18 protein-coding genes are annotated in these 23,530 nt (G+C 62.5%); 8 read left to right on the plus strand and 10 right to left on the minus strand.

Annotated features, from left to right (window positions below; genetic code table 11):
• The 4 genes from ACP7CZ_RS01970 (at position 1) to ACP7CZ_RS01985 (ending at position 5,344) form a co-directional block, all read left to right on the plus strand.
• Entirely contained in the window at positions 1-1,269 is a 1,269-nt protein-coding gene (locus ACP7CZ_RS01970; RefSeq protein ID WP_294362713.1) for a Zn-dependent hydrolase, read from the plus strand.
• A complete protein-coding gene (locus ACP7CZ_RS01975; protein ID WP_294362710.1) occupies positions 1,266-2,669 on the plus strand; it encodes an amidase in 1,404 nt (467 codons plus the stop codon). Before ACP7CZ_RS01970 ends, ACP7CZ_RS01975 begins: the two co-directional genes overlap by 4 nt.
• Before the next feature lie 748 nt (positions 2,670-3,417).
• A complete protein-coding gene (locus ACP7CZ_RS01980; RefSeq protein WP_034128166.1) occupies positions 3,418-4,281 on the plus strand; it encodes a LysR family transcriptional regulator in 864 nt (287 codons plus the stop codon).
• 58 nt (positions 4,282-4,339) lie between these two features.
• Positions 4,340-5,344 carry a LacI family DNA-binding transcriptional regulator gene (locus tag ACP7CZ_RS01985; protein WP_054897430.1) on the plus strand — a complete coding sequence of 335 codons (1,005 nt, stop codon included), beginning with the start codon at positions 4,340-4,342 and terminating at the stop codon, positions 5,342-5,344.
• Here the strand turns inward: ACP7CZ_RS01985 and ACP7CZ_RS01990 are convergent.
• The 6 genes from ACP7CZ_RS01990 to ACP7CZ_RS02015 form a co-directional block, all read right to left on the minus strand.
• A complete protein-coding gene (locus ACP7CZ_RS01990) occupies positions 5,341-6,066 on the minus strand; it encodes an SDR family oxidoreductase (protein ID WP_294183971.1) in 726 nt (241 codons plus the stop codon). The two genes, ACP7CZ_RS01985 and ACP7CZ_RS01990, sit on opposite strands and share 4 nt — an antisense overlap.
• A 139-nt stretch (positions 6,067-6,205) precedes the next feature.
• Entirely contained in the window at positions 6,206-7,738 is a 1,533-nt protein-coding gene (locus tag ACP7CZ_RS01995; RefSeq protein WP_294164751.1) for an FGGY-family carbohydrate kinase, read from the minus strand.
• A 1-nt stretch (position 7,739) separates the two neighbouring features.
• The gene (locus tag ACP7CZ_RS02000) at positions 7,740-8,819 is read right to left on the minus strand and encodes an alcohol dehydrogenase catalytic domain-containing protein (RefSeq protein WP_034128169.1); all 1,080 of its coding nucleotides are present in this window, start codon (positions 8,817-8,819) and stop codon (positions 7,740-7,742) included.
• 25 nt (positions 8,820-8,844) lie between these two features.
• Positions 8,845-9,837, minus strand: a complete 993-nt coding sequence (locus ACP7CZ_RS02005; protein ID WP_054897444.1) for an ABC transporter permease — start codon at positions 9,835-9,837, stop codon at positions 8,845-8,847.
• Complete coding sequence (locus ACP7CZ_RS02010; protein ID WP_294164746.1) at positions 9,803-11,311, minus strand: sugar ABC transporter ATP-binding protein; 1,509 nt, start codon at positions 11,309-11,311, stop codon at positions 9,803-9,805. Before ACP7CZ_RS02010 ends, ACP7CZ_RS02005 begins: the two co-directional genes overlap by 35 nt.
• 63 nt (positions 11,312-11,374) lie before the next feature.
• The gene (locus ACP7CZ_RS02015; protein WP_057974980.1) at positions 11,375-12,298 is read right to left on the minus strand and encodes a substrate-binding domain-containing protein; all 924 of its coding nucleotides are present in this window, start codon (positions 12,296-12,298) and stop codon (positions 11,375-11,377) included.
• A 294-nt stretch (positions 12,299-12,592) separates the two neighbouring features.
• Between ACP7CZ_RS02015 and ACP7CZ_RS02020 the strand changes: the two genes are divergently transcribed.
• Positions 12,593-13,264: a sterol desaturase family protein gene (locus tag ACP7CZ_RS02020; RefSeq protein ID WP_054897426.1), complete on the plus strand. Its 672-nt coding sequence runs from the start codon at positions 12,593-12,595 to the stop codon at positions 13,262-13,264.
• Positions 13,265-13,329: 65 nt separating this feature from the next.
• Here the strand turns inward: ACP7CZ_RS02020 and ACP7CZ_RS02025 are convergent, their stop codons facing one another.
• The 4 genes from ACP7CZ_RS02025 to ACP7CZ_RS02040 all read right to left on the minus strand — a co-directional run bounded on the left by ACP7CZ_RS02025 (position 13,330) and on the right by ACP7CZ_RS02040 (position 19,120).
• Positions 13,330-14,766 carry a hypothetical protein gene (locus ACP7CZ_RS02025; RefSeq protein ID WP_054897425.1) on the minus strand — a complete coding sequence of 479 codons (1,437 nt, stop codon included), beginning with the start codon at positions 14,764-14,766 and terminating at the stop codon, positions 13,330-13,332.
• A gap of 167 nt (positions 14,767-14,933) precedes the next feature.
• Positions 14,934-15,998, minus strand: a complete 1,065-nt coding sequence (locus ACP7CZ_RS02030; protein ID WP_294164740.1) for a lipocalin-like domain-containing protein — start codon at positions 15,996-15,998, stop codon at positions 14,934-14,936.
• Positions 15,988-18,450 carry an ABC transporter permease gene (locus ACP7CZ_RS02035; protein WP_294164739.1) on the minus strand — a complete coding sequence of 821 codons (2,463 nt, stop codon included), beginning with the start codon at positions 18,448-18,450 and terminating at the stop codon, positions 15,988-15,990. Before ACP7CZ_RS02035 ends, ACP7CZ_RS02030 begins: the two co-directional genes overlap by 11 nt.
• 1 nt (position 18,451) lies before the next feature.
• Positions 18,452-19,120, minus strand: coding sequence for an ABC transporter ATP-binding protein (locus ACP7CZ_RS02040; protein ID WP_020301318.1), 669 nt, complete (start codon positions 19,118-19,120; stop codon positions 18,452-18,454).
• Between the two features lie 274 nt (positions 19,121-19,394).
• On the opposite strand from ACP7CZ_RS02040, the gene ACP7CZ_RS02045 reads away from it, so the two are divergent.
• The 3 genes from ACP7CZ_RS02045 to ACP7CZ_RS02055 all read left to right on the plus strand — a co-directional run bounded on the left by ACP7CZ_RS02045 (position 19,395) and on the right by ACP7CZ_RS02055 (position 23,458).
• Positions 19,395-20,075: a histidine phosphatase family protein gene (locus ACP7CZ_RS02045; RefSeq protein WP_089042201.1), complete on the plus strand. Its 681-nt coding sequence runs from the start codon at positions 19,395-19,397 to the stop codon at positions 20,073-20,075.
• 181 nt (positions 20,076-20,256) lie between these two features.
• Positions 20,257-21,912, plus strand: coding sequence for a lipid IV(A) 4-amino-4-deoxy-L-arabinosyltransferase (gene arnT / locus ACP7CZ_RS02050; protein ID WP_197900679.1), 1,656 nt, complete (start codon positions 20,257-20,259; stop codon positions 21,910-21,912).
• 28 nt (positions 21,913-21,940) lie between these two features.
• On the plus strand, positions 21,941-23,458 hold the full coding sequence (locus ACP7CZ_RS02055) for an ArnT family glycosyltransferase (protein WP_294164737.1): 1,518 nt from the start codon (positions 21,941-21,943) through the stop codon (positions 23,456-23,458).
• Positions 23,459-23,530: the final 72 nt, after the last annotated feature.

Genomic DNA, 23,530 nt, shown 5'->3' on the forward strand with positions numbered 1-23,530 from the left:
ATGAACAGTCTTGCGCAACCGCTCCAGAGCAATGCCCCGCTGATCAACCGCGACCGTTTGTGGCAGTCGCTGATGGACCTGGCTCGGCTCGGCGCCACGGCCAAGGGCGGCGTGTGTCGCCTGGCCCTCACCGACCTGGACCGCCAGGCCCGCGACCTGTTTGTGCAGTGGTGCGAGGCCGCCGGGTGCAGCATCAGTGTGGATGCCATCGGCAATATCTTCGCTCGCCGTCCTGGCCGCAACCCCGCCCTGCCCCCGGTCATGACCGGCAGCCACATCGACACCCAGCCCACCGGCGGCAAGTTCGACGGTTGCTACGGGGTAATGGCCGGGCTGGAAGTGATCCGCACGCTCAATGACTTGCAGATCGAAACCCAGGCACCCATCGAAGTGGTGGTGTGGACCAACGAAGAAGGCTCGCGCTTCCCGCCGTGCATGATGGGCTCCGGGGTATTTGCCGGGAAGTTCGACCTGCAGGACACCCTCGACAAGCGCGACGACCAGGGCCTGTCGGTAGGCAGCGAATTGCAGCGCATCGGCTATGCCGGTTCGCGTGCGGTGCTGGGCCATCCGGTGGGCGCTTATTTCGAGGCGCATATCGAGCAAGGCCCGGTGTTGGAGGACCAGGCGATTACCCTGGGGGTTGTGATGGGCTGCCTGGGCCAGAAGTGGTTCGACCTGACCCTCACCGGCGTAGAGGCGCATGCGGGCCCTACGCCCATGCACCTGCGCAAGGATGCCCTGGTGGGCGCTGCCGAGGTGGTCAGCGCGGTCAACCGTATCGCCCATCAGCATCAGCCTCACGCCTGCGGCACCGTCGGCTGCCTTAACCTGCACCCTGGCTCGCGCAACGTGATCCCCGGCCAGGTGCACATGACCATCGACCTGCGTCACCTGCACGCCGACAAGCTGCAAGCCATGGTCGATGAAGTGCGCGCAGTGATCGAAGACGCGGCCGCCCGCCACGGCTTGACGTTTGAACTGACGCCGACTGCCGACTTCCCGCCGCTGGACTTCCACCCGGCCTGCGTCAATGCCGTGCGCGAGGCTGCCCAGGCATTGGGCTTGAGCCATATGGACATTGTCAGCGGCGCCGGGCATGACGCGATCTTCGTCGCTGAACTGGGCCCGGCCGGGATGATCTTTGTGCCGTGCGAAGGCGGCATCAGCCATAACGAAATCGAAAACGCCGCGCCGGATGATCTGGCCGCAGGCTGCGCGGTGTTGCTGCGCGCCATGGTCAACGCGGCGCAGGGAGTTCAAGCATGAGTGAGATCGGCCAATTGACGGCGGTGCAACTGCTGCAACACTTTCGTGACAAGACCTTGTCGCCCGTGGAGGTCACCGAAGACGCGTTGCTGCGCATCGAGCGCTACAACCCGGTGGTGAATGCTTACTGCCATGTCGACCCGCAAGGCGCCCTGGACGCTGCGCGGGCGTCGGAACAACGCTGGTTCAAGGGCGAACCTTGCGGCGCCCTGGATGGCGTGCCGGCGTCGATCAAGGACCTCACGCTGACAGTCGGTATGCCCACGCGCAAAGGCTCACGCACCTCCAGTGCCGAGGGCCCGTGGGACGTGGACGCGCCCTTCTCGGCCTTCATGCGCAAGGCCGGCGCGGTGCTGCTGGGCAAGACCACCACTCCGGAATTCGGCTGGAAAGGCGTGACCGACAACCCGCTGTACGGCATCACCCGCAACCCGTGGGACACGCGCACCACCGCCGGTGGCTCGTCCGGGGGCGCCGGTGCGGCAGCGGCGTTGAACCTGGGCGTGCTGCACCAGGGCAGCGACGCCGGCGGCTCGATCCGTATTCCCTGTGCGTTTACCGGCACCTTCGGGATCAAGCCGACCTTCGGCTATGTGCCGCAATGGCCGGCCAGCTCCATGACGATCCTGTCGCACCTGGGGCCGATGACGCGCACCGTGGAAGACAGTGTGCTGATGCTGCAAGCCGTGGCGCGACCGGATGCACGGGACGGCTTGATCGGCGCGCCAAGAACCAGGCCCTGGCTGGTTCCAGGGACGGACTTGAAAGGGTTGCGTATCGCCTATAGCCCCACGTTCGGCTATGTGAAAGTCGACCCGCAAGTCGCCCAGGTGGTGGATCAGGCTGTGCAGGGCCTGGTGCAACTGGGCGCCCATGTCGAACAAATCGACCCCGGTTTCAGCGACCCATTGGACGTCTTCAGCACCTTGTGGGCCGCCGGTGCCGCTCGCCTGACCGGCACGATGAGCGAGGCGCAAAAGCAACTGCTGGACCCAGGGCTTCTACGTATTGCGCAACGGGGCGAGCGCTTGAACCTGGGCGATTTCAACGCAGCTCTGGAAGCCCGGGCGGCGCTGGTCGCACGGATGGCGGCTTTCCATGAGCATTACGATGTGTTGGTGTCACCGATGATGCCGATCACCGCGTTCGAGGCGGGGCATAACGTACCACCGGGTTCGGGAATGACTGAGTGGATGGAATGGACGCCGTTCACCTACCCGTTCAACCTTACCCAACAACCGGCGGCGTCAGTGCCCTGTGAGTTGGCGGCAAATGGCTTGCCGGTGGGCTTGCATGTGGTGGGCGCGCGGTTTGCCGATGAGCAGGTACTTAGGGTGTGTCACGCGTATGCACAGGCATTCCCCACAGCGCACTTGCACACACCGAAAATCCCGACCTGAAATACCTACAACTGTGGGAGCTGGCTTGCCTGCGATAGCGCTGGTTCAGTCAGCACATTGGCCTCTGACACACCGCCGTCGCAGCTTCTACACAATTTTGTAGGTTGTAGCAGCCAACGGTAACCACGATGCGAAGCGAGCCGCTCTTGATCTTGCTCTTGATCTGCTTTTGATCTTGATCTCAGGCGCCCCGTTAAACCACGCTGGCCGGAATTCGACAGGGATTTGGGGGGGTAAACCGGCAGGGATGCCGGTTTAGCCGCCCCGCGCCATGGATGGCGCGTGGCGGCGGCCCCCCAAATCACTGGCGGATTACGGGCACACCGAGCCTAAGCGAGGTGCCGAGTGGTGGGGCAAGAGCGTTTTGCTTACTTTGCCGCTTTTGCAAAGTGAGCCGCCGTCAGGGCGGAACCCTAAGTGGCCGTTACCTAAATAACGGATATGTACGCGCTCTGATCCAACATCCCAGTTGACTGTCAGGCCGTCTTCGCAGGCAAGCCAGCTCCCACATAGAACTGCGGCGCGTCAGGTGGATAAGCGTCGCTGTCAGGCCGCCACGGGAGCAAGCTCCCTCGCCACAGATACAGCGTCGTACCAAAGTTATGTAGATACCTATGCTGCGATAGCGGTGTGTCAGAGGCCAATGGGCTAACTGCACCAGCGCTATCGCAGGCAAGCCAGCTCCCACATGGATCGCATTCCAATCCTGCATCGCTCTACAATGCCCCTATTCATCCCCGGGGGCTTCATGGACATCGAACTGGCACGCACCTTCCTCGAAATCACCCGATGCGGCAGCCTGGCCGCGGCGGCCGAGAAACTGCACGTCACCCAGACCGCTATCACCGCTCGTGTCAAAAACCTCGAGAACCAGCTCGGCTGCACGCTGTTCGTGCGCAACCGTGCCGGTGCGCGGCTGACCGCCGACGGCGAGGCCTTCGTGGTGTACGCCAACCAGTTGCTGCAAACCTGGGAAGCCGCCCGCCGTGACCTGCCATTGCCGGACGGCTATCGCAATGTGCTGCATATCGGCGGGGAGGTCAGCCTGTGCAACCCGTTGATGCTCGGCTGGGCCAAGGCGCTGCGCGAGCAGATACCGGGGCACGCCTTGCGCACCGAAGTGCGTGAAGGCGAATACCTGCTGCGCCAACTGGAGCTGGGTGTGCTAGATGCCGCCTTGGTGTTCCAGCCGCAATACTGGCCGGGCTTGCAGGTGGAGCAGGTGCTGGAAGAAAAACTGATTCTGGTGCAACTGGCGAGCAAACCCTCGCCCTACGTGTATATCGACTGGGGCCAGGGTTTTCGCCAGCAACACGACGCCGCCCTGCCCGACCGTGCGCGTGCCGCGCTGAGTTTCAACCTGGGGCCGCTGGCGTTGCAGTACATCCTGGAGAATGGCGGTGCTGGTTACTTCCGCACGCGGGTGGTGCAGAGCTACCTGGACAGCGGCGTCATGCAGCGCGTGGCCAAGGCGCCGGAATTCAGCTTTCCGACCTACCTGGTGTATTCACGGGCGCGAGATTCAGCGGTGTTGCAGCAGGCCTTGGAACTGCTACGCGAAGTGGTGAAGGCCGAAGGCGACTGGTCGCAACGCTGGGATCCGCTGATTTGAATCACTCTACGCTTGCGCACATGCTAGCCTGCTGGTGTTTACTCTCGCAGTCTTACCGATGAACAAGAAAAAGTCCGTCACCATCAGCGACATTGCCAAACGGGTCGGCATGACCACCATTACGGTGTCCCGCGCTTTGAGCAAACCCGACCTGGTCAAACCCGCCACCCTGGCGCGCATCCTGGAAGTGGCACGCGAGCTGGACTACGTGCCCAACGCCTTCGCCCGCGGGCTCAAGCGCAGTGAAAGCCTGATCATCGGGGTCATCACCGCATCGGTAGACAACCCGTTCTACAGCGAGATGATCAAGGCGATTTCCCGCGAGGCGAAAAAGCACGGCTACACCATCATGCTGGTGGACACCGATGAGCTGGAAGAACTCGAAAGCAAGGCGGTCGATACCCTGCTGGGCTATCGCGTGGCGGGGATTATCCTGTCGCCGGTCTCCGACGAGCCAAGCTACCAGCCCGACTACCTGGAGCGCCTGGGCAACGGCAAGACCCCGGTGGTGCTGCTCGATCGCACGATCCACGACAGCCCGTTCAGCCGCGTGGTGCTCGACAACTACCACAGCGGCCTGCAAGCCGCGCACTACCTGTTACGCCAAACCCCGAACCTCAAGCGCCTGCTGGTGCTGACCGGCCCCGAGCACTCGCGTATCAGCGTGGAACGCCTCAAAGGCCTGCGGGAAGTGCTGGCCGAACACCCCGACATTCAGGTCGAGGTGCAAGCGGGCGACTACACGCTGATGCCGGCTTACCTGCATACCCTCGATTACCTGGCCGCGCACTCGGCACCGGACGCGATCATGGGTTTCAACCAGTTGATCACCCTGGGCGCCCTGCGTGCGTTGCGTATGCATAACATCGCCCATGACAGCCTGACCATCTGCGGCATCGACCGCCTGCCCTTCGCCGATATTTTTGGCGTGCCGATTGCCTGCGTGGCCCACGACGCGTCCCTGGCCGGCAGCAGTGCGGTGCGCCTGCTGCTTGATCGCCTGCAAGACCCGCACAAGCCACGGGACAAAGTGGTTATCGCCGGGCAGTTGGAAAACGGTTAGCGGCTGGTGTAGCCGCCGTCCACAGGCAGGCTCACGCCACTGATCATGCTGGCCGCGTCGCTAAGCAAAAACAGCACCGGCAGCGCCACTTCCGCCGGTTGCGCAAAACGCCCCAAAGGAATCGCTGCCAGCGCCGGGTCGCGCTTGGCCGGGTCGGACCAGGCCATGGCCGCCATCGGCGTCAAGGTCACGGTGGGGTTGACGCTATTGACGCGTATGCCAAAACGGCCCCACTCGGCGCATTGCACGCGGGTGATCGCATCCAGTGCAGCCTTGGAGGCGCAGTAGCTCAGGTGATCATCCAGCGCCACCAACGACGCCTGGCTGGAGACGTTGACGATGCTGCCGGCCATGTTCGCCTCGATCATCTTTGCCGCGACCCGGCTGGCCACTTGCGCAGCGGCGCGGGCGTTGACACTCATCACTTGGTCGAAGGCGCTGGCGCTGATGGCCGCGGCAGGCTCCAGGCGTGAGATACCGGCGCAGTTGACCAGGCCGTGCAGAGGCGGCAAATCTTGCAGGGTTTTATCGAGGGCGATGCTGTCAGCGATATCCACGCACAAGGTGCGGCACCCCAATGCCGCCAACGCCTGGGTATCGCGACCGAGAGCGAAGACTTCGGCGCCGCTGGCGATCAGTTGCTGGGCAATTTCGCGACCGATGCCGCTGCTGGCACCGGTGACGAGGATGCGCTGGTACGAAAAGTCGAAGGTGGTGGTCATAAATAAAGATCTCAAAATCAATGAAGATCCACTGTGGGAGCTGGCTTGCCTGCGATAGCGGAGTGTCAGTCTCCTTATCGGGTGCTGATACACCGCTATCGCAGGCAAGCCAGCTCCCACAGTTTTGGACGGTGTTGAATCAGGTGGCTTGCAGGTTGTGCATGACCGGTTTCAGGGCTGGGTACAACTTCAGGTACTCGGCAAACGCCCGGTCATAGGTCATGACATTCTCCCGCTTGGGCTGCGCCCGCAATTGCAACTGCACCCAGCCGGTGTCCATCTGCCCATCACTCACCAGCCCCACCGTATGCGCCGCCAACAACGCCGCGCCCAGGGCTGCTTCTACCTCCTGCACGATGGTGTAGACGGGGTAGCGTGTGACATCGGCGATGATCTGCATCCATAGATCCGAATGGCTGGCCCCACCCACCACGATCAAGCGCGGGTCCAAGGAGTGCGCGCCTTGAGTACCCGCCTCGATATTGTGGCGCAGGGCAAAACTCACGCCCTCCAGCACCGCGCGGTACAGGTGAACCCGGCTGTGGTAGAGGTTGAGCCCGACAAAACTGCCGCTGGCGCGGTCATCCCACACCGGGCTGCGCTCGCCCATCAGGTAAGGCAAAAACACCACGCCTTCGCTGCCTGCCGGAATCTTCATCGCGCTCTGCTCCAGCAGCGCCAGGCTGTCTTGCCCCGTGGCCTGGGCCTGCTGTTCTTCGGCCTGGCAGAACTGCTCGCGAAACCAGCTGACCGAGGCCCCGGCGGTGATCGCACCGCCGAAGATGTACAGGTCGCGGTGGCCGTTGTAGACGTGGGGCATGCTCACCAAACCGTGACGTGCATCCACCTGCTGGTTCAGATAGCCCCAGCACATGCTGGTGCCGATCATCGCCACATGATTGCCTGGCTGAGTGACACCCGCCGCCAGGGTCGCCATGGCCGCGTCCACGCCCCCGGCGAGGATCGGCGTGCCCGCCTGCAAGCCCAGGCGTGCGGCCCAGTCTGCAAGCAAACCACCCACCACCTCGCCGGAATACAGCAACCGCTCGGGCATCATCGACTGCGCGATACCCAACGCCTCCAGCATCTCGCCTGACCAGTTGCGCGCCGCCACGTCGTAGACACCGCCGATATTCCCGGCGCTGCTGTGGTCCACCGCCAACTCGCCGGTCAGGCACCAATTGATGTAGCTGTTGGGCGGCAACAGGTAACGGGTATTCGCCCACACCTGAGGCTGGTGCTGCTTGAGCCAGAGCATCTTGGTGAAGCCGTAGTAGCTGTCCACCGAATTGCCGGTGATGGCGAACAAGCGCTCCAGGTCCACATGCTCACGCACCCAGGCCACCTGCTCGCCGGCGCGGCGGTCCATCCAGATCAGGCACGGATGCAGCGGCGTCATCTGCGCATCCACGGCAATGCCCGAGCCGCCGTACAAACTGCTGATGCACAGCGCCTTGACCTGCGACGCCGGCACCCCGGCCTTGGCCATGCACTGGGCCACGCACGTTTCGACAGCATCCAGCCACACCTGCGGCCACTGCTCGGCCCAGCGCACTTTCGGGGTGTCCACCCGGTAGCCTTGGCTATGCTGGGCGATGATCGTGCCTTGGGCATCCACCAGCAGCGCCTTGGTGCTCTGGGTGCCAATGTCTACACCGATGACGTAGTCCATCTCAGAGCACCGGCTTCAACAGCACCTTGATCGACTTGGTCGAATTGGCCAGTTCAAACGCCTCGGCCCAGTCGTCCAGCGGGAAATCATGGGTGACAATGCCTTGGGAGGTGACCAGGCCACGCTCGAACAGGTCGATGGCGATCGGGTAGCAATACGGGCCCAGGTGCGCGCCGCGCACGTCGAGCTCCTTGCGGTCGCCGATGATCGACCAGTCCACGCTGGTCTCGGCGCCAAACACGCTGAACTCGACAAAGCGCCCGAGCTTGCGGATCAGGTCCAGGCCCTGGGTGACGCCGGCCGGTACGCCCGTGGTTTCGATATAGACGTCGCAGCCGTAGTTGTCCGTCAGCCCGTTGATGATCTCGCGAGCGTTGTCACGGGCGGGGTTGATCACCACATCGGCGCCGAATTTTTTCGCCAGCTCCAGGCGTTCATCGACCATGTCGATCACCACCAGCTTCTTCGGGGTCTTCAGCGCGGCGACCTGGACCATGCACAGGCCCAGGGTGCCCGCGCCGGCAATCACCACCACGTCGTCGAGCTGGATATCGCCACGGTTGACGGTATGGATCGAGCAGGCCATCGGCTCCACCAGCGCCGAGTCTTCCAGGGACACCGACTCAGGGATCTTGTGCACGATGGCGGTCTTGGGAATGCGCATGTATTGGGCCATGCCGCCTTCGGCCACTTCGCGCTGGAAGCCGAAGATGTTGTGCACTTCGCACATCCAGTATTTGCCTGATTTGCAGAAGCGGCACTTGCCACACGGCACGATCTGTTCGGCGATGACCTTGTCACCGACCTTGACCTCAAAGTGCTCCTCGGCGCCCTCGCCGGCTTCGACCACGTAGCCGAAAAATTCGTGGCCCGGTACTACCGGCGCCTTGACCCAGGGGTTGTCGCCGCCCCAGAACATCGCCGCGCCCGAGTGGCACTTGCAGTCACTGGCGCAGATGCCGCAGGCGGCGATACGGATCACCAGCTCATTGGCACGCGCCTGGGGTTTGCCGATGCGCTCCAGGCGGTAGTCTTTCGGGCCGTGGCAGACGACGGCTTGCATGTGAGTGTGCTTGTCCATGTGTTCGGTCCTGTGTAGTGAGGTATTAACGATGGCGCTGACGGCTGATGAAAATCGCCAGCAAGATGATCCCGCCCTTGATCACGCTCTGGACGTAGGGCGACACGCCAAGCATGTTCAAACCGTTGTTCAACACGCCCAGCAGCATGGCGCCGAGCAAGGTGCCGATGATCACTCCGCGGCCGCCGGCAATCGACGCACCACCCAGTACCACGGCGGCAATCGCATCCAGCTCGAACGACACGCCGGCATTCGGCTGGCCGCTCATCAAGCGCGAGGTGAGCACCAGCCCGGCAATCGCGGCGGTGAAGCCGCTGATGCCGTACACCAGCAGCTTGAAACGCGCCGCTCGCACCCCGGACAAGCGCACCGCTTCTTCATTGCCGCCGATGGCGTAGATGTAGCGGCCGATGCGGGTGTGTTGCAGCAGCACATAGGCCGCCAGGTAGGTGATCAGCATGATCAGGATCGGCACCTGCAGGCCAAACACACTGGCGCGACCGAAGAACGCGAACCACTCTGGCAAGCCGGAAATCGGGTAGCCGTCGGTGTACATCAGCCCGAACCCGCGGGCGATACCCATGGTCGCCAGGGTGACGATGATCGGCGGCATATGCAGGTACGCCACGAACAGCCCGTTGCCGATGCCGAAGGCCACGCCCACCAGCAGCCCGGCGCCAATCGCCAGGCCCGGCGGCAACCCGGCGACCATCAGCCCGGCGGTCAAGGTGCCGGACAACGCCATCACCGGCCCCACCGACAAGTCGATGCCACCGGTGAGAATCACGCAGGTCATGCCCACCGCGATGATTGCGTTGATCGACACCTGGCGGGCGATGTTGGAGAGATTGCTGGCAGTGAGGAAGGTGTCACTGGCGAGGATCATCACCAGGGTCACCACCACCAGCCCGACAAAGGGATAAAACGCCGGCGAACGCAGCAGCCGCGCCAGGTTCAGGCGCAAGCGGCCGGTGCCGGCGGTGTTAATGGACGTATTCACTTGAGCCCCCTGTTGCATGGCGCATGACCTCTTGAGGATTGACGGCGGACGCTTCCAGTACCTTGACGATGGCGCCCTTGTGGAACACGGCGACGCGGTCGCACATGCCGATGACTTCGGGCAGCTCGGAGGAAATCATGATGATCGCGTAGCCCTGTTCGGTGAGGCTGCGCATCAACGCGTAGATCTGCGCCTTGGCACCCACGTCGATACCGCGTGTGGGTTCGTCGAACACCAGCACGTCGCAGTGGTGGTTGATCCAGCGGGCGATCACGACTTTTTGCTGGTTGCCGCCGCTGAGGTTCACCACAAGGCTTTCGCCACTGGGTGCCTTGATCGACAGCTGGCGCATCAGCGCTTCGACGCTGGCGCACTCGCGGGCCTTGTCGATCAGGCCCGAGGCGTGCTGATACTTGGGCAAATTGTTCAGCGAGATATTTTCGCGAATGCTGAAGGCGGTGATCAGCCCTTCGCTCTTGCGGCTTTCGGGGAGCAGGCCGATGCCGCAGGCCAGCGCTTGGGCCGGGTCATCGAGGCTGACTTTTTCTCCGCGCAGCCACACGTCTTTGCTCACCGTGGGCAGCGCGCCCATCATGCCCAGGGCCAGTTCGGTGCGGCCCGAGCCCACCAGGCCGGCGAAGCCCAGGATCTCGCCCTTGTGCACATTGAAACGGTTATGGGGGCCGTTGCGCACCAGCTGGATATCCTTGACCTCCAGCAGCAACGGGCCGCGTGCGGTAGTGGGTTTAGGCGGAAAACTGCACTCCAGGCGACGGCCGACCATCATCTCGACCAGGCGGTCGATGTCGCTGTCGGCCACCTCGGTGACGCCCGCATTACCGCCGTCGCGCAGGACGCTGATGCGGTCGCAGACCTGGAAAATCTCTTCCAGGTGGTGCGAGATAAAAATCACCGCCACGCCCTGGCGCTGGAGTTCGCGCATGATGTCGAACAGCAACTCGGCCTCACTGGGGGTCAGCGTCGCGGTTGGCTCATCGAGCACCAGCAGGCGTGCGTCCAAAGCCAGGGCCTTGGCGATTTCGACAAACTGCTGCTCGGCCACGCTCAGGTGCTTGACGGCGCAGTGCAGATCGATGCTGACCCCGAGGCGCTGGAACAACGCCTGCGCAGCCTCGGCCATTTCGCGTTTGCGCAACAGGCCGAAGCGGTTGCTCAGCTCATGGCCGAGGAAGATATTTTCTACCGCCGTGAGGTAGGGAATCAGGCTGAATTCCTGGAACACAATGCCAATCCCGGCGGCAATCGCATCCCGATAGGTCGCAAATTGTCGGGCCTGCCCGTCGATAAGGATCTGCCCTTCGTCCTGGTGCTCCACCCCGCCCAGAATCTTCATCAGGGTGGATTTGCCCGCGCCATTTTCCCCAAGCAAGGCGTGGATTTCGCCGCGCTCCACTTGCAGGTTGATGGCCTTGAGGGCCTGCACCCCAGGGTAACGCTTACAGATGTTTTCCAGCTTCAGAAGACTGCTCATACCGCCGACCTCGCACTCAGAAGGAAGACCTGGGCCCCACGAACTACGCGGGGCCTGGGGGGTTTACCAGCTGAAGTCCTTGGCCTTGGCCTGGTCGATCAGGGTGATGTCCACCGGCACGCTGGCCGGTACTTGGGCGCCCCACTTCTTGGCCAGGGCGATGCCCAGTGCTAGGCGGATCTGGTCGCGGGGGTATTGGGCCGAGGTGGCGATGAAATGGCTGCCGGGTTTCTGGATCGCCTTGATCGCTTCCGGCGCACCGTCGACGCTGACCAGCTTCACGTCCATACCGCTGGCTTCGATGGCCGACAGCGCGCCGAGGGAGCCATTGTCATTCACGCTGAAAATACCCTTGAGGGTAGGCTGGGCCTGCAACATGTTTTCGGTGACGGTCAGCGCCTGATCGCGTTCCTGTTTGCCGTTCTGGATGCTGACAATCTTAATGTCCGGGTGCTTGGCCACCGCCTCTTTGCAGCCGCGTACACGTTCGAGGATCGGCACCACGGCGATGCCGTCAAGGATGGCGATATTGCCTTTGTCACCGATGGTTTTAGCCAGATACTCACAGGCCTGGAAACCAGCGTCGAAGTTCTTCGACCCCACGAATGAATCCAACGGGCCATCTGCCTGGGCATCCACCGCCACCACTACTACGCCGGCAGCATGGGCCGACTTGACGGCCGATTGCACGCCGACCGAATCAGTGGGGTTGATCAACAGGATGTCGATGCCCTTTTGCAGCATGTCTTCGACATCACTGACCTGCTTGGACACGTCGTGGCGGGCGTCGGTGATGATCAACTTGGCACCGATGGTCGCGCCGGCTTCTTCCAGGGCGTTTTTCATGGTGACGAAATAGGGGTTGTTGATTTCCTGGAACGAGGCGCCGATGCGGATGGGCTTGGCAGCGTCGGCAAACGCGGGGGTCGCGCTGCCCAGGGTGATGCTGGCGACCAGTAAACACAGGGTTTTCGGGAGCATTTTCATGGCGTGGGTCTCTGTTTTGTTTTTATTTTTAGAGCAAATGTTATCGTTAACATTTTGCCAGAAACTAACAAGTAATTCAGACCTGTGCAAGCCTCCACTGGTCGGTCTCGGGCAAAAACGTGGGAGCTGGCTTGCCTGCGATGGCGCAGTGTCAGCCTTCTTATCTGGCACTCATACGTCGCCATCGCAGGCAAGCCAGCTCCCACAGGGGGATGCGGTGGTCGGTAAAAACTCGCACATCCGCTTACGCCAACTAAGCTCAGCCTCAAATAAAAACACAGCGAGCAGCCGGCCATGCCCCACCCGACCGAGACTTTCCGCGACCGTTACCGCGCAAGCGTCAACCCGCGTTACAACCCCTGGCTGCACGCCGCATTCGTGCTTGGCTACGGCATCGCCTGCATCACGCTGGCCTGGTCCTCCACCGCCGATATCACCGCCCTGCAGTGGCTGACCGTGCCCCTGACCCTGCTGTTCTTCAACCTGTGCATCTACCTCGTGCACCGCCACCTGGGCCATCACAAACATGCATTCGCCCGGCTGTTCTACGCACGCCACACCGGCGATCATCACAGCTTCTTCACCCCCGGCCACATGACCTACGACAGCCCTCGGGACTGGCGCGTCATCCTGTTTCCAGCCTGGCTGATCATGCTGCACAGCCTGGCCATCACCCTTCCCGCCTGGTGGCTGCTCAGCCAACTGAGCCCCAACGTTGCCGGGTTGTTTGCAGGCTGCATGATCCTTGGCTACCTGCTCTACGAAGTGTTCCATGCCTGCGAACACCTGCCTGCCGAACACCCGGTGGCACGCCTGCCATGGATTCGCCAGATGCACCGCCTGCATGCCCTGCATCACCGTCGTGAGCTGATGCAGGGGCGTAACTTCAATATCGTGCTGCCGTTGATGGACTATTTGTTTGGCACTTTGTATTGGGAGCCGCGTTCTCACGATAGCCAGAAATGATCAGGAAAAAGCCACAAAAAAGGGGCAGCCTCTAGAGGCCGCCCCTTCTGCTTCACATCACGCTGTCAGTGGATGATGTCCTGAGTGCAGATATGCCCCAGGCTGACGTATTGCACGTTCTCACCGCCAACTCCCACACCAGGGAACTCAGCCAGCTCAATGCGCCAGCCACCCTCGTTGTAGGTGGTACGCCACTTGTACGGCACACCAGTGCTGCTGTCGTTGATCACCGTTGTGTAGTCACCGAAGCACGTACCGATATTAGCCGTGGCCTCTGATACACCCGCGCTGTTGGTAGTCGCTTTGTAGTCAACCCAACGGTAGTTCAAGTCGACGAAGTGGTTATCGACGCGCAATACCGGCGTGACCCCCAGCAACGGCGCGCCGGTGGAGTCCGACCATTGGGTCGACCAGTTCAACAGCCGAGCGGTTTGCGTGGCCAGCCACACTTCCGTCACCCGCACGATGTTGTCACCTTTGACACTGCTGGTGTTCAAGCGCGGTGTGGAACCCAGGCTCAGTTGGTAATACTTGCTCGGGTCCTGCGCCACCGCCGGGTTGGCCCGTACACGCACCTTCACCGTGGTGCCCGGCGCGACGCTCGGGTAGGTCGAGGTAGAACCGGCCGGCACGGTGACCCAGTTGGCGCCATCAAAGCGGTCGAAGATCCACTGGTTTCGGCTGCCGTTCTCGTCGCCCGCCAGGTACATGCTCACGCTTTGGCCACGTACCGCCGTGAAGTCGAAGTAATCGACATCGTTGGCGCTGTCGAGATTGCCGCTGACCTTGTTCATCGAATCGGGCAATACGAACGCGGTTTGCGCGCTGTCGTTGGGCTCGAACGCGTCGATGTTGCTGTCCACCGCCACGCCGAAACTGAACTGCGCGTTATCGGCGACCTTGGCCACCATGTACCAGTAGTAGTCGCCGGCCGGCAGCACGCCGTTGAGGTATTCATCGGCATTGCCTGCAGCATCCGACGAACCGACCACACTCAGGTTGCCCTGGCCGTCATCCTGAAACAGGGTCAGCGACATATCCGCACCTGCGCTCTGGTTGACCAGTTGCACCTGCACCCGCGCGTTCTGCGGCAGGTTGAAGTGGTAGGCAAACTCGTTACCGGCCTGCACCGCATCGACGGTGTAAAGCGTGTTGATATCCAGGGTTGGAAACAGCGGTTCAAACGCCGCGATAGCCGCACCTTTCAACGCGCCTTGCGCCGGCTTTTTCAACTCACTCACCACGCTGTCGAACGGCTCGGACTTGAGGGATCGGGTCACGGCCTTGGACTGACCAGACTTGGCCACCAGCAGTTTTTTCTTGAGTTCGGTCGAAACCTTCGAGGCGTCCAGCTTGCCGCCGGACTTGAGCGCTTTGTTCACGGCCTGCTTGACCGCTTCGGCACTGAGTTTCGCAGGCGCTTGATCAGCCAGGGCAAAGGCCGAAACGAAGCAGGAGGCCATCATGGCCGCGCCTAGCATAAAGGCTTTTTTCGATTTCATTTTTTATCCATCCATAGTTAAAAAATTGAAGCTCAGGTAACCGGCGACATCCGGTCACCTGGGATGGACTGTAGGATAAGACTGTATGCATGTACAGTATTTTTTTTGAAAAGCCTGTACGAGTATTACCCGTCGGGTCGTAGGGCAAAACTACCCTGCTATACCCCCTAATACCCCGTCATCTCCAAATACCCCACCCCACCCTCAAACCGCACCGGCCCTTCCCAGTACGGAATACCCAAGTCCATCCACGCCTTCGGGTTGACGGCCTTGGTGGTGATGTCCAGCTGTTTGCCGGGAATTTTCAGCGACCAGCGTGTGGGAATACTGCGCCCGTCGATGGCCGTGGTGGTCAGCGGTGTGAGTTGGATATCGCTGTTGTGCAAGGTCTCGGTGTGGCCCTGGGCGTCGATCCAGGTGCCGGTGAGGTAACCATCGCTGTCTTTCTGCCGCACGCGAAACAGCATCAGCTGCGCGCCGCGGTCCAGATGCAGGGAGAACCAGTCCCAGCCGGTCTGGCTGGCGGCAAGGGGTTGGCTGCTCCATTCGCGGTCGAGCCAGGCTGGGCCGCTGACCTGGTAGGTGTGGCCGTCGAGGTTGACGCTGCCGCTGGCGGTGAAAAACGGCTGGCTGTAGTAGTACGACGCCTGGCCCTGGTCGGATTTGCGGCTGTAGCCATGGTCGCCTTGCAGCACCAGCGGGCGGCTGGAAGTCAGGTGCAGGTCGTACGCAAATTGCGCGCCACTGGCCTTGAGTTGCATGTCAGCCAGGGGGCTGGCGGCGCCGAGGCGGCTGGCGAAGTTCCAGTCGTCGATCCAGGCGTTGAACGGCTCTGCCTGGGCCCCGGCTTGCCCCACGCCACCCCGGGCCAGGCGTTCGGCGGCGTAGTGGCGGGTGGCGGAGGTGACGGCGGCGTGGCCGAGCCACACGGTTGAATCGCGCCAGCCCGGTTGGACGGGGCCGGCCTTCAATGCGTTGCGAAACAGCGTCCATTGCACGCCGAAGACATTGCCCTGGGCATCCTTGAGGTTGGCCGTGACGTACCACCATTCGATACGAAAGCCGTCGTGGGGCCCGTGGTCCTCGGGGAAACTGAAGACTTTGCCGGGCACCACCTGGGCAAAGTCCGCCGCATCGCTGCCCAGCCCGGCGAAACTGTCCTCGGGTGCGGGCGCCTGGTCGCAGCCGCTCAGTAGTAACCAGGCGATGCACGCCAATGCCTTAATCTTCATGGGCGAACGTCCTCAACAAATCCGCCGGACGGCTGCGGTACAACTGCCATAAGGGCCAGGCCGATGCGAGCAAGGTGGCAAGCATCGCCAGCCCCAGCAATTGCGCAAGCTGCCCGGGGAATACCTGCAGCGGCAGGCGCCAGCCGAAGGCCTGCACGTTGATCACCGCATCCAGGCACCACGCCAGCAACAGCCCCAGCGGCAACGCCAGGATCAACGTGAGTACCGCCAGCAGCCAGGTCTGGCCGAGGTTGAGCAGCATCAATTGTCGGCGCGTCACGCCCAGCGCCCACAACGGCGCGAGTTGGCCGAGTCGGCTTTGGCTCTGGGTCAGCAGGCTGATGAACAGCGCCACGCCGGCGACGCCAAGGGTCAGGCTGTTCAACGCGGCGGTGGCAGCGAAGGTGCGTTCGAAGACCTGGCTGGACCACCCCTTGAGTTGCTGTTGGTCGACGATGCGGCTGTCTTCCAGGGCGAACTCACGCTGCACTTCACGTATCAGCGACGGCACGTCGGCAGGCGCTACCCGCAGGTTGAAGCGTGCCGGTGAGAGCGTCGGCCAATGCGCCAACAGGTGCCGGGCATTGACCAGCAGATGGCCCTTGGGGTTGCCGTAGTCGGCGTAGATGCCGACGATCTTCGGCGCCCAGGTGCCCTGCGGGGTGGGGATGGAAACCGTGTCGCCCAGTTGCACCTTCAGGCGTCGCGCCAGTTGTTCGCTGAGCATCAGGCTGTCGTCTTGCAGCAAGCGGTCCCAGGGCGCGTCCACCGCCTCCAGCAGCGGCCAGTGTTGACGATAAGTGGGGTTGTCGACCACGCCGAACACCTCCGCGGGCCAGCCTTGCAGTTGCACCGCCACCTGCCACGCGGGCAGTACGGCCTGCACCAGGGGCTGGCGGGTCAACCACGTCGTCAGTTGCTCGGCCTGCTGCGGATTTTGCGGGTTGAGGTACAGCTCGGCAGTGAGGCGTTGCTCCAGCCAATGGGTGAAGGTCTGGCGAAAGCCCGAGGTCATGGAGCCGGCGCCGATATTCGCCGCCAGGGCCAACAGCAACGCCATCAGCGCCAGGCTCAAGGCCGGCAGTTGCTGGCGGCAATCGGCCAGGAACCACTGGCCCAGTACCGAGCGACTACGCCCCAGCACGGCTTTCAATAACCCATTGAGCAGCACCGGTAGTGCCAATGCCGCGCCCAACAGCAAGGCCGCCATCAGCACAAACCCGGCGGCCAGGCTATCGCCCAGCCACAGCGCCAACAACGCGATCGCCAGGGCCGCGGACGCCACCCACCCCTGGCGCCGCAGCCAGCGCCCATGGGCTTGATGCCAGGCTTGGGCGTTGGCCAGCGCCAGTAACGGCAAACGCGCTGCGCGCCACAGGCTGCTGGCTCCGGCGAGCAACGCACCGAGCAGGCTCACGCCCAGGCCGGCCAGCCACCACCAGGGGCTCAAGTTCAATTGGCCGGCGACTTCGGCGCCGTACAGGCCGCGCAAACTGGCGGCGACATCCGGCAGCAACAGGCTGGCCAGCAGGTAGCCGCTGGCGATACCGAGCACACCGCTCAACACCGCCAAAGCGCCCAATTCGACGCCCAGGCTCAGGATCAACATGCGTGCGCTGACCCCACAGGCGCGCAAGGTTCGCAGCAGGCCGCGGCGCTGTTCCAGGGCCAGACCGATGGCCGCATGCACGATAAACAGCCCCACCACAAAGGATAAAAAACCCACCGCATCCAGGTTCAGGTGAAAGCTTTCGGTGAGGCGTGACAGGTTGCTGTCCTCGCCCTGCTTGAGTTGCAACGCGGCGGGTGGCGTGGGGTGGTGGGCGGCGAAGGTGTTGTCCAACAGTAGGCGCGACAGGCGCCCAGGCATGTTAAGCAGGGGTTGGGCAAAGCCGATATCGGTCAGCAGCAGGCCGGGCGCCATATCGGCCTGTACCTGCAACGGTGGCAGGCGTTGCCCGGTGGACGTCAGCGGCTGCTCGCCCGCCTGCAACCCCAGCGCCTCTAACGTTTGCGCAGCGACCCAGGTACGCCCCGGCGGCTCGAAAAACGCCAGCATCTGCGCCTGGCTCAAGCGTTGCCCCGCCACGCTGCCGCTGCCGGGTAACGACACCGGGTCGATGCCCATCAGTTGCAGACGCTGCTGCTCACGCCCCTGGAGCACCACCCGCCCCTGCACCACCGGGGATACCGGCCAGCCGGCGCGGCGCAGCTCGGCAAACAGTGCCTGGGGGAAACTGGCGGCGTCCGGCGCAACCAGGCTGGCTTGGGGTTCGCCACCGATCAATTGGCTGGCACGTGCGTAGCTGTCCCGCGCCTGGCTGTTGAGAGCCTGCACGCCGGTCAGTAGCGCGGTGGCCAGCCACAGGCCGGTGAGCACGCTGAAAAATTGCACCGGATGACGCCGCCAGTGGCTCAGCAACGCGCGCAGCGTCCAGTAAAACAGCGCCATCTCAGCGAGCGTCCATCGGCACGACACGCCCACGGTGCAGCACCACTTGCCGGTCAAGCCGTGCGGCCAGGCGCGGGCTGTGGGTGACCATCAGCAGGCTGGTGGGGCTGTCCCGCAGCAGGTCCAACAGCAGTTGCAGCACTTCATCGCTGGTGGCTTCGTCGAGGTTGCCGGTGGGTTCGTCAGCCAGCAACAAACCCGGCCGCGAGGCCAGCGCCCGCCCGACGGCAACCCGTTGCTGCTGGCCACCGGAGAGTTGCTCGGGGTAACGCCGGAGCAAGTCGCCCAGCCCCAGGCGCTCCACCAATTGCGCTTGCCAGTGCGGGTCGAAACGCCCCGCCAGCCGCGCCTGGAACGCCAGGTTGTCTTCCACGCGCAAGCTGCCGATCAGGTTGAACTGCTGGAAGACCAGGCCGATTTGCGTGCGGCGCCAATGGGCCAGTTGCCCTTCGTTGAGTTGGTCAAGGCGCTGCTCGCCGATGCGGATGCTGCCGGCGTCCACTCGGTCCAACCCAGCCACCAGGTGCAGCAAGGTGCTTTTGCCACTGCCCGATTCGCCCATCAGCGCCAGGCTGCTGCGTTCACCCAGGTGCAGGTCGACGCCAGCCAGAACAGTCAGCGGGCCTTGCGGGGTCGCGTAGTTTTTAACAACACCTTGCACCTGCAACATAAGAACGCTCATCTGAAGGACCAGCAATGAGAATAACGGCTGACGCTCGTGCCTACGCAAATTTTTCACATGGATTTCACCATCTGCCCATCCACCGAACTTTAAAGTGCCCGCCAACTCGTGGTGACTCACAACTTATTAGTTAATCCAAGTGACACTCTTAACATGCAAGTGTTCAGCAAAAAGACAGCGGTGCTGTGACAGTCTCCTGCCTCACCAAGGGCAACTGCCCAATCGTGCAGCCTTTTTATAAACACAATAAACAGTGCCGAGGATGAACCGCGTGGCAGACATGATCCTGGCCAATCCCCAACCCAAAAGGTCAAGGTTAAAACGCCTGAGAAAATACCGCCTGCACCTGCTTGGCATCAGCGTTACCGCCTTGTTGTTGACGGGTTTTTTATTCTGGCCCAGCTCGCCCCTGGACCTGGGCGTGGGCAATCGCCTGGTGACCTCCGGGGTGCTCGCCAGTTGGCGTGAGGGTGAGCTGGTGGTGCTGGTGCGCCATGAGGAGCGCTGCGACCGCTCGGCCAACCCCTGCTTCGGCCCTGCCGATGGCCTGACCATCAACGGCACTGAACGCGCCGTTGAACTGGGCAAAGCCTTTGATTCATTGGGCATGGCTCTGACCGACGTGCTCAGCAGCCCCACCACGCGAACCGCCCAGACGTCACTGTTCATGTTCGGCAAGACCGAGCTGTCCCCCGGCCCGCTGGCCATCTGCGGCGACGCCATGGGCGGTGAAATCCTCGGCCACAAACAGCCGGGACGCAACCTGATGCTGATCACCCACAGCGCCTGCATGAGCGACTTCCAGACCAGCCTCGGCTTCCCTCACGCAGCCGCTGCAGAGTACGGCAGCGCACTGTTCGTCAAGGTGCTGCCCAACGGCACCTTCAAGGCCCTGGGCACCATGAACAGCGAAGAGTGGACCGCCGCACTTAAAAAACTTTAATTACACTTGTTTACATATTAAGCCTTGAGACGTTCAGCAAAACGACAGCCCCACTCTGGCATGTTTAGCCGCGCCTGTTAGTTATGCTCTCCAACAACAACTTAGTGACCCTTACGATGCTTCGCCCTATTAAGTTAATACCGCCATTGCCCGTACTTGAACGTTATGGAGCGATGTGCGCATGCCCCGCATAAACCCTGTGTCCTGGCTATTGCTGGGCGTTGCCGTGTTCTTCCTGTTGCCCCTGGGCTTTCACGGTTTATGGACGCCGGACGAAACCCGCTACGCCCAGGTCAGCCAGGAAATGCTGATGAGCGGTAACTGGGTGGCGCCGCACTTCATGGGCGTGCGTTATTTCGAGAAGCCCGCCGCCGGCTATTGGCTGATCGCCCTTGGCCAGGCGGTGTTCGGTGAAAACCTCTTCGGCGTGCGTATCGCCTCAGTGCTGAGCACGGGCTTGAGTGTGGTGCTGGCCTACCTGCTCGCCCGTCGCGTGTGGAACGAGCCGCGCAAGAGCTTTGCCTGCGCCCTGCTCTACCTGAGTTTTGGCCTGGTGGCCGGGCAAGCCGGGTATGCCAACCTCGACCCGCAATTCACCCTGTGGGTGAACCTGAGCCTAGTGGCGTTGTGGTTTGCCCTGGACTGCCGCACGCCATGGGAACGCCTGGGTGCCTGGGCGGTGTTGGGCGTGGCCTGCGCCATGGGGTTCATGACCAAAGGGTTCCTGGCCTGGCTGTTGCCGGTGTTGATCGCCGTGCCCTATCTGGTCTGGCAGCGGCGCGTCGGTGAGTTGATGCGCTACGGGCCGCTGGCGGTGCTGGTTGCCGTGCTGGTGTGCCTGCCATGGGCCCTGGCGATCCACCTGCGCGAACCGGATTACTGGCATTTCTTTTTCTGGCATGAGCACATCCGCCGCTTTGCCGCCGACAACGCACAGCATGCTCGGCCGCTGTGGTTCTTCCTGCCAATCATGGTGGTGGCATGCCTGCCGTGGGCTGCCTTGCTACCCGGCACCCTGCTAAAAACCTGGCAGGAAAAGCGCCAGCCGGCGATTGCCTTTCTCGCCCTGTGGCTGCTGCTTCCCCTGGGCTTTTTCAGCCTGAGCAAAGGCAAATTGCCGACCTACATCATGCCGTGCCTGTTGCCCCTGGCCTTGTTAATGGGCCACGGTCTGATCGACCTGATCAAGCAAGGCAAGGCGCGCACGCTAGTCATCAACGGCGCGCTCAATTTCGTGCTTGGCATGACGGCCATGGTGGTGCTGATCTACCTGCAAATCACCCGCCCGCTGTACAGCAATAGCCATGCGGAGATGTTCAACCTGTCCCTGACGTTTATCGTGCTGCTGGGCTGGATCCTCGCCAACCTGTTGCAAGCGGTGCGCCCGCTGACGTTGTGGGCGATGCCTGCCCTGGGCATTGGTTTGCTGGTGGCATTGCTACCGGCGGGCATGCCGGCTCTGATCCAAGATAACGAGATGCCCGACCAGTTCGTGCTGGAACATCTGGACGAACTGCAACCTACCCGTGCTTTGCTGAGCAATGACCTGGGCCTGGCATCGGCCTTGACCTGGCGCCTGCGCCGGCCCGATGTGGCGTTTTATAACACCCAGGGAGAGCTGCGCTATGGCTTGAACTACGAAGACGCGGCACAGCGCAAGGTCACGCCGGACAGTGTCCAGGCCTGGTTGGCCGAGGCCCGCCAACACGGGTCGGTCGGCGTGCTGATGCAGGTCAAGAGCACCAGCGAACACCGTGAAGAAGGGCAGTTGCCGCCCGGCGGCAAACGCTATCGCAAGGGCAACCTGGTACTGACGATTTACTCCCAACAACCTTGAATGCAGCGCCTGCCACGGGGAACATCCCATGAGTTTCTGGAAAACCGAACGCGGCGCCCTGGTGTTACTGCTGGGCACCTCGGCCTTGCTGCTCTTGCTGGGCCTGGGCAGCCGCGAACTGTGGGGGCCGGAAACGCGCTGGGCGAATATCGCCTTGCAGATGCTGCAAAGCGGTGACTATTTCGACCCATACCTCAAAGGCACGCCGTATTACGACAAACCCCTGCCCTCCTACTGGCTGATCACCGGGTTTGCCCATCTGCTCGGCGGCCTCGGCCCGTGGTCGCTGCGCCTGTCATCGGTGATTGCCGCGTGGTTGAGCATCTGGCTGGTGTACCTGATCGGTGAACGCCTGTTTCGTAAAGGCACCGGGCTGATTGCCGGGTGGATGCTCGCCACCACCTTCTACTTCCTGTTCTGGGCCCGCGTGGCCACCGCCGATGTCCTCACCGTGTGCGGCGTGCTGGCAGCGGTGTGGTGGTATTGGCGTGGGCCGGATGACACGCGGTTGGGGCGCTACACGGTGTTTTTCCTGTTGCTGGCCGCCACCTCACTGTTCAAGGGCTTGATCGGTGTGGTGCTGCCGGGCCTGGTGCTGTTGCCACACTTGCTCAGCGAACACCGCTACAAACGCCACCTCAACCTGCGCTTGGTGCTGGCCCTGCTCATCGCAGGCATCGTGTACGCGATTCCCTTTGTACTGTCCCACCGCTACGGCGCCCCCACTTACGGCGAGAGCGGCCTGGAGCTGGTGTTCCGCGAAAACGTGGTGCGCTTCTTCGACCCCTTCGACCATATGGGGCCGATCTACACCTACCTGATCTACCTGCCGGTCTACACCCTACCCTGGGCACCCTGCTGGTTACTTGGCCTGTGGCTGGCCGTGCGCAACTGGCGCAAGGCGCCGCCCAACGTACGCTGGCTAGTGTGGGGCCTGGGCCTGTTGTTTGTATTCTTCACCGCCAGCGGCAGCCGCCGCAGCTACTACGTGTTGCCGCTGGTGCCCTTCGCCCAACTGCTCGCCGCCTGGTGGCTGAGTGAACGCCTGCACAAAAAACCTTCGAGCTGGCCGCGCTGGCAAACAGGCATTGGCCTCAGCGCAGGCCTGCTCTTGCTGGTGCTGGGCGTGATCTACCCCTGGACCAACGGCAACGGCGGCGTCACCCGCTTCGCCGCCGACCTGCGAACCCAGGCAGAAAAAAGCGCGCCCTGGAACCAATGGCAACTGGTGCTGGTAGAGGTCGACAACAAACTGCCCATGTACCTGCAAAACCACGGCAAACCTTTCTACTACGTCAGCGAAAGCCAGGACTTCCCGCGCCAGGGCGACAGCGCCGCATTCATGGCCTGGCTGGAGAAAACCAGCGGCCAGGGGTTTGATCCGCAACGCACGATAATCGTCGCGCAGTATTCCAAGGACGAGCCCGCGCCGTTGGCGTTTCTGGGGGTGGATCATCAGGTGGTGACTACGCAACCGGATAATGGGGAGCGGTTGTTCAAGGTGCGTGAGGGAGGGAGTGTGGCGTTTGTTCCGGGGATACGCTGAGGCACTGTACTTGCAGGCGTTTTTTCATGGCGAAGAACCTGGCCGTGTGGCACTTGTTGGAGATAGCCAAGA

The sequence above is a fragment of the Pseudomonas sp. DWP2-2 genome (genome assembly GCF_049897065.1).
Classification (GTDB): Bacteria; Pseudomonadota; Gammaproteobacteria; order Pseudomonadales; family Pseudomonadaceae; genus Aquipseudomonas; species Aquipseudomonas paracarnis.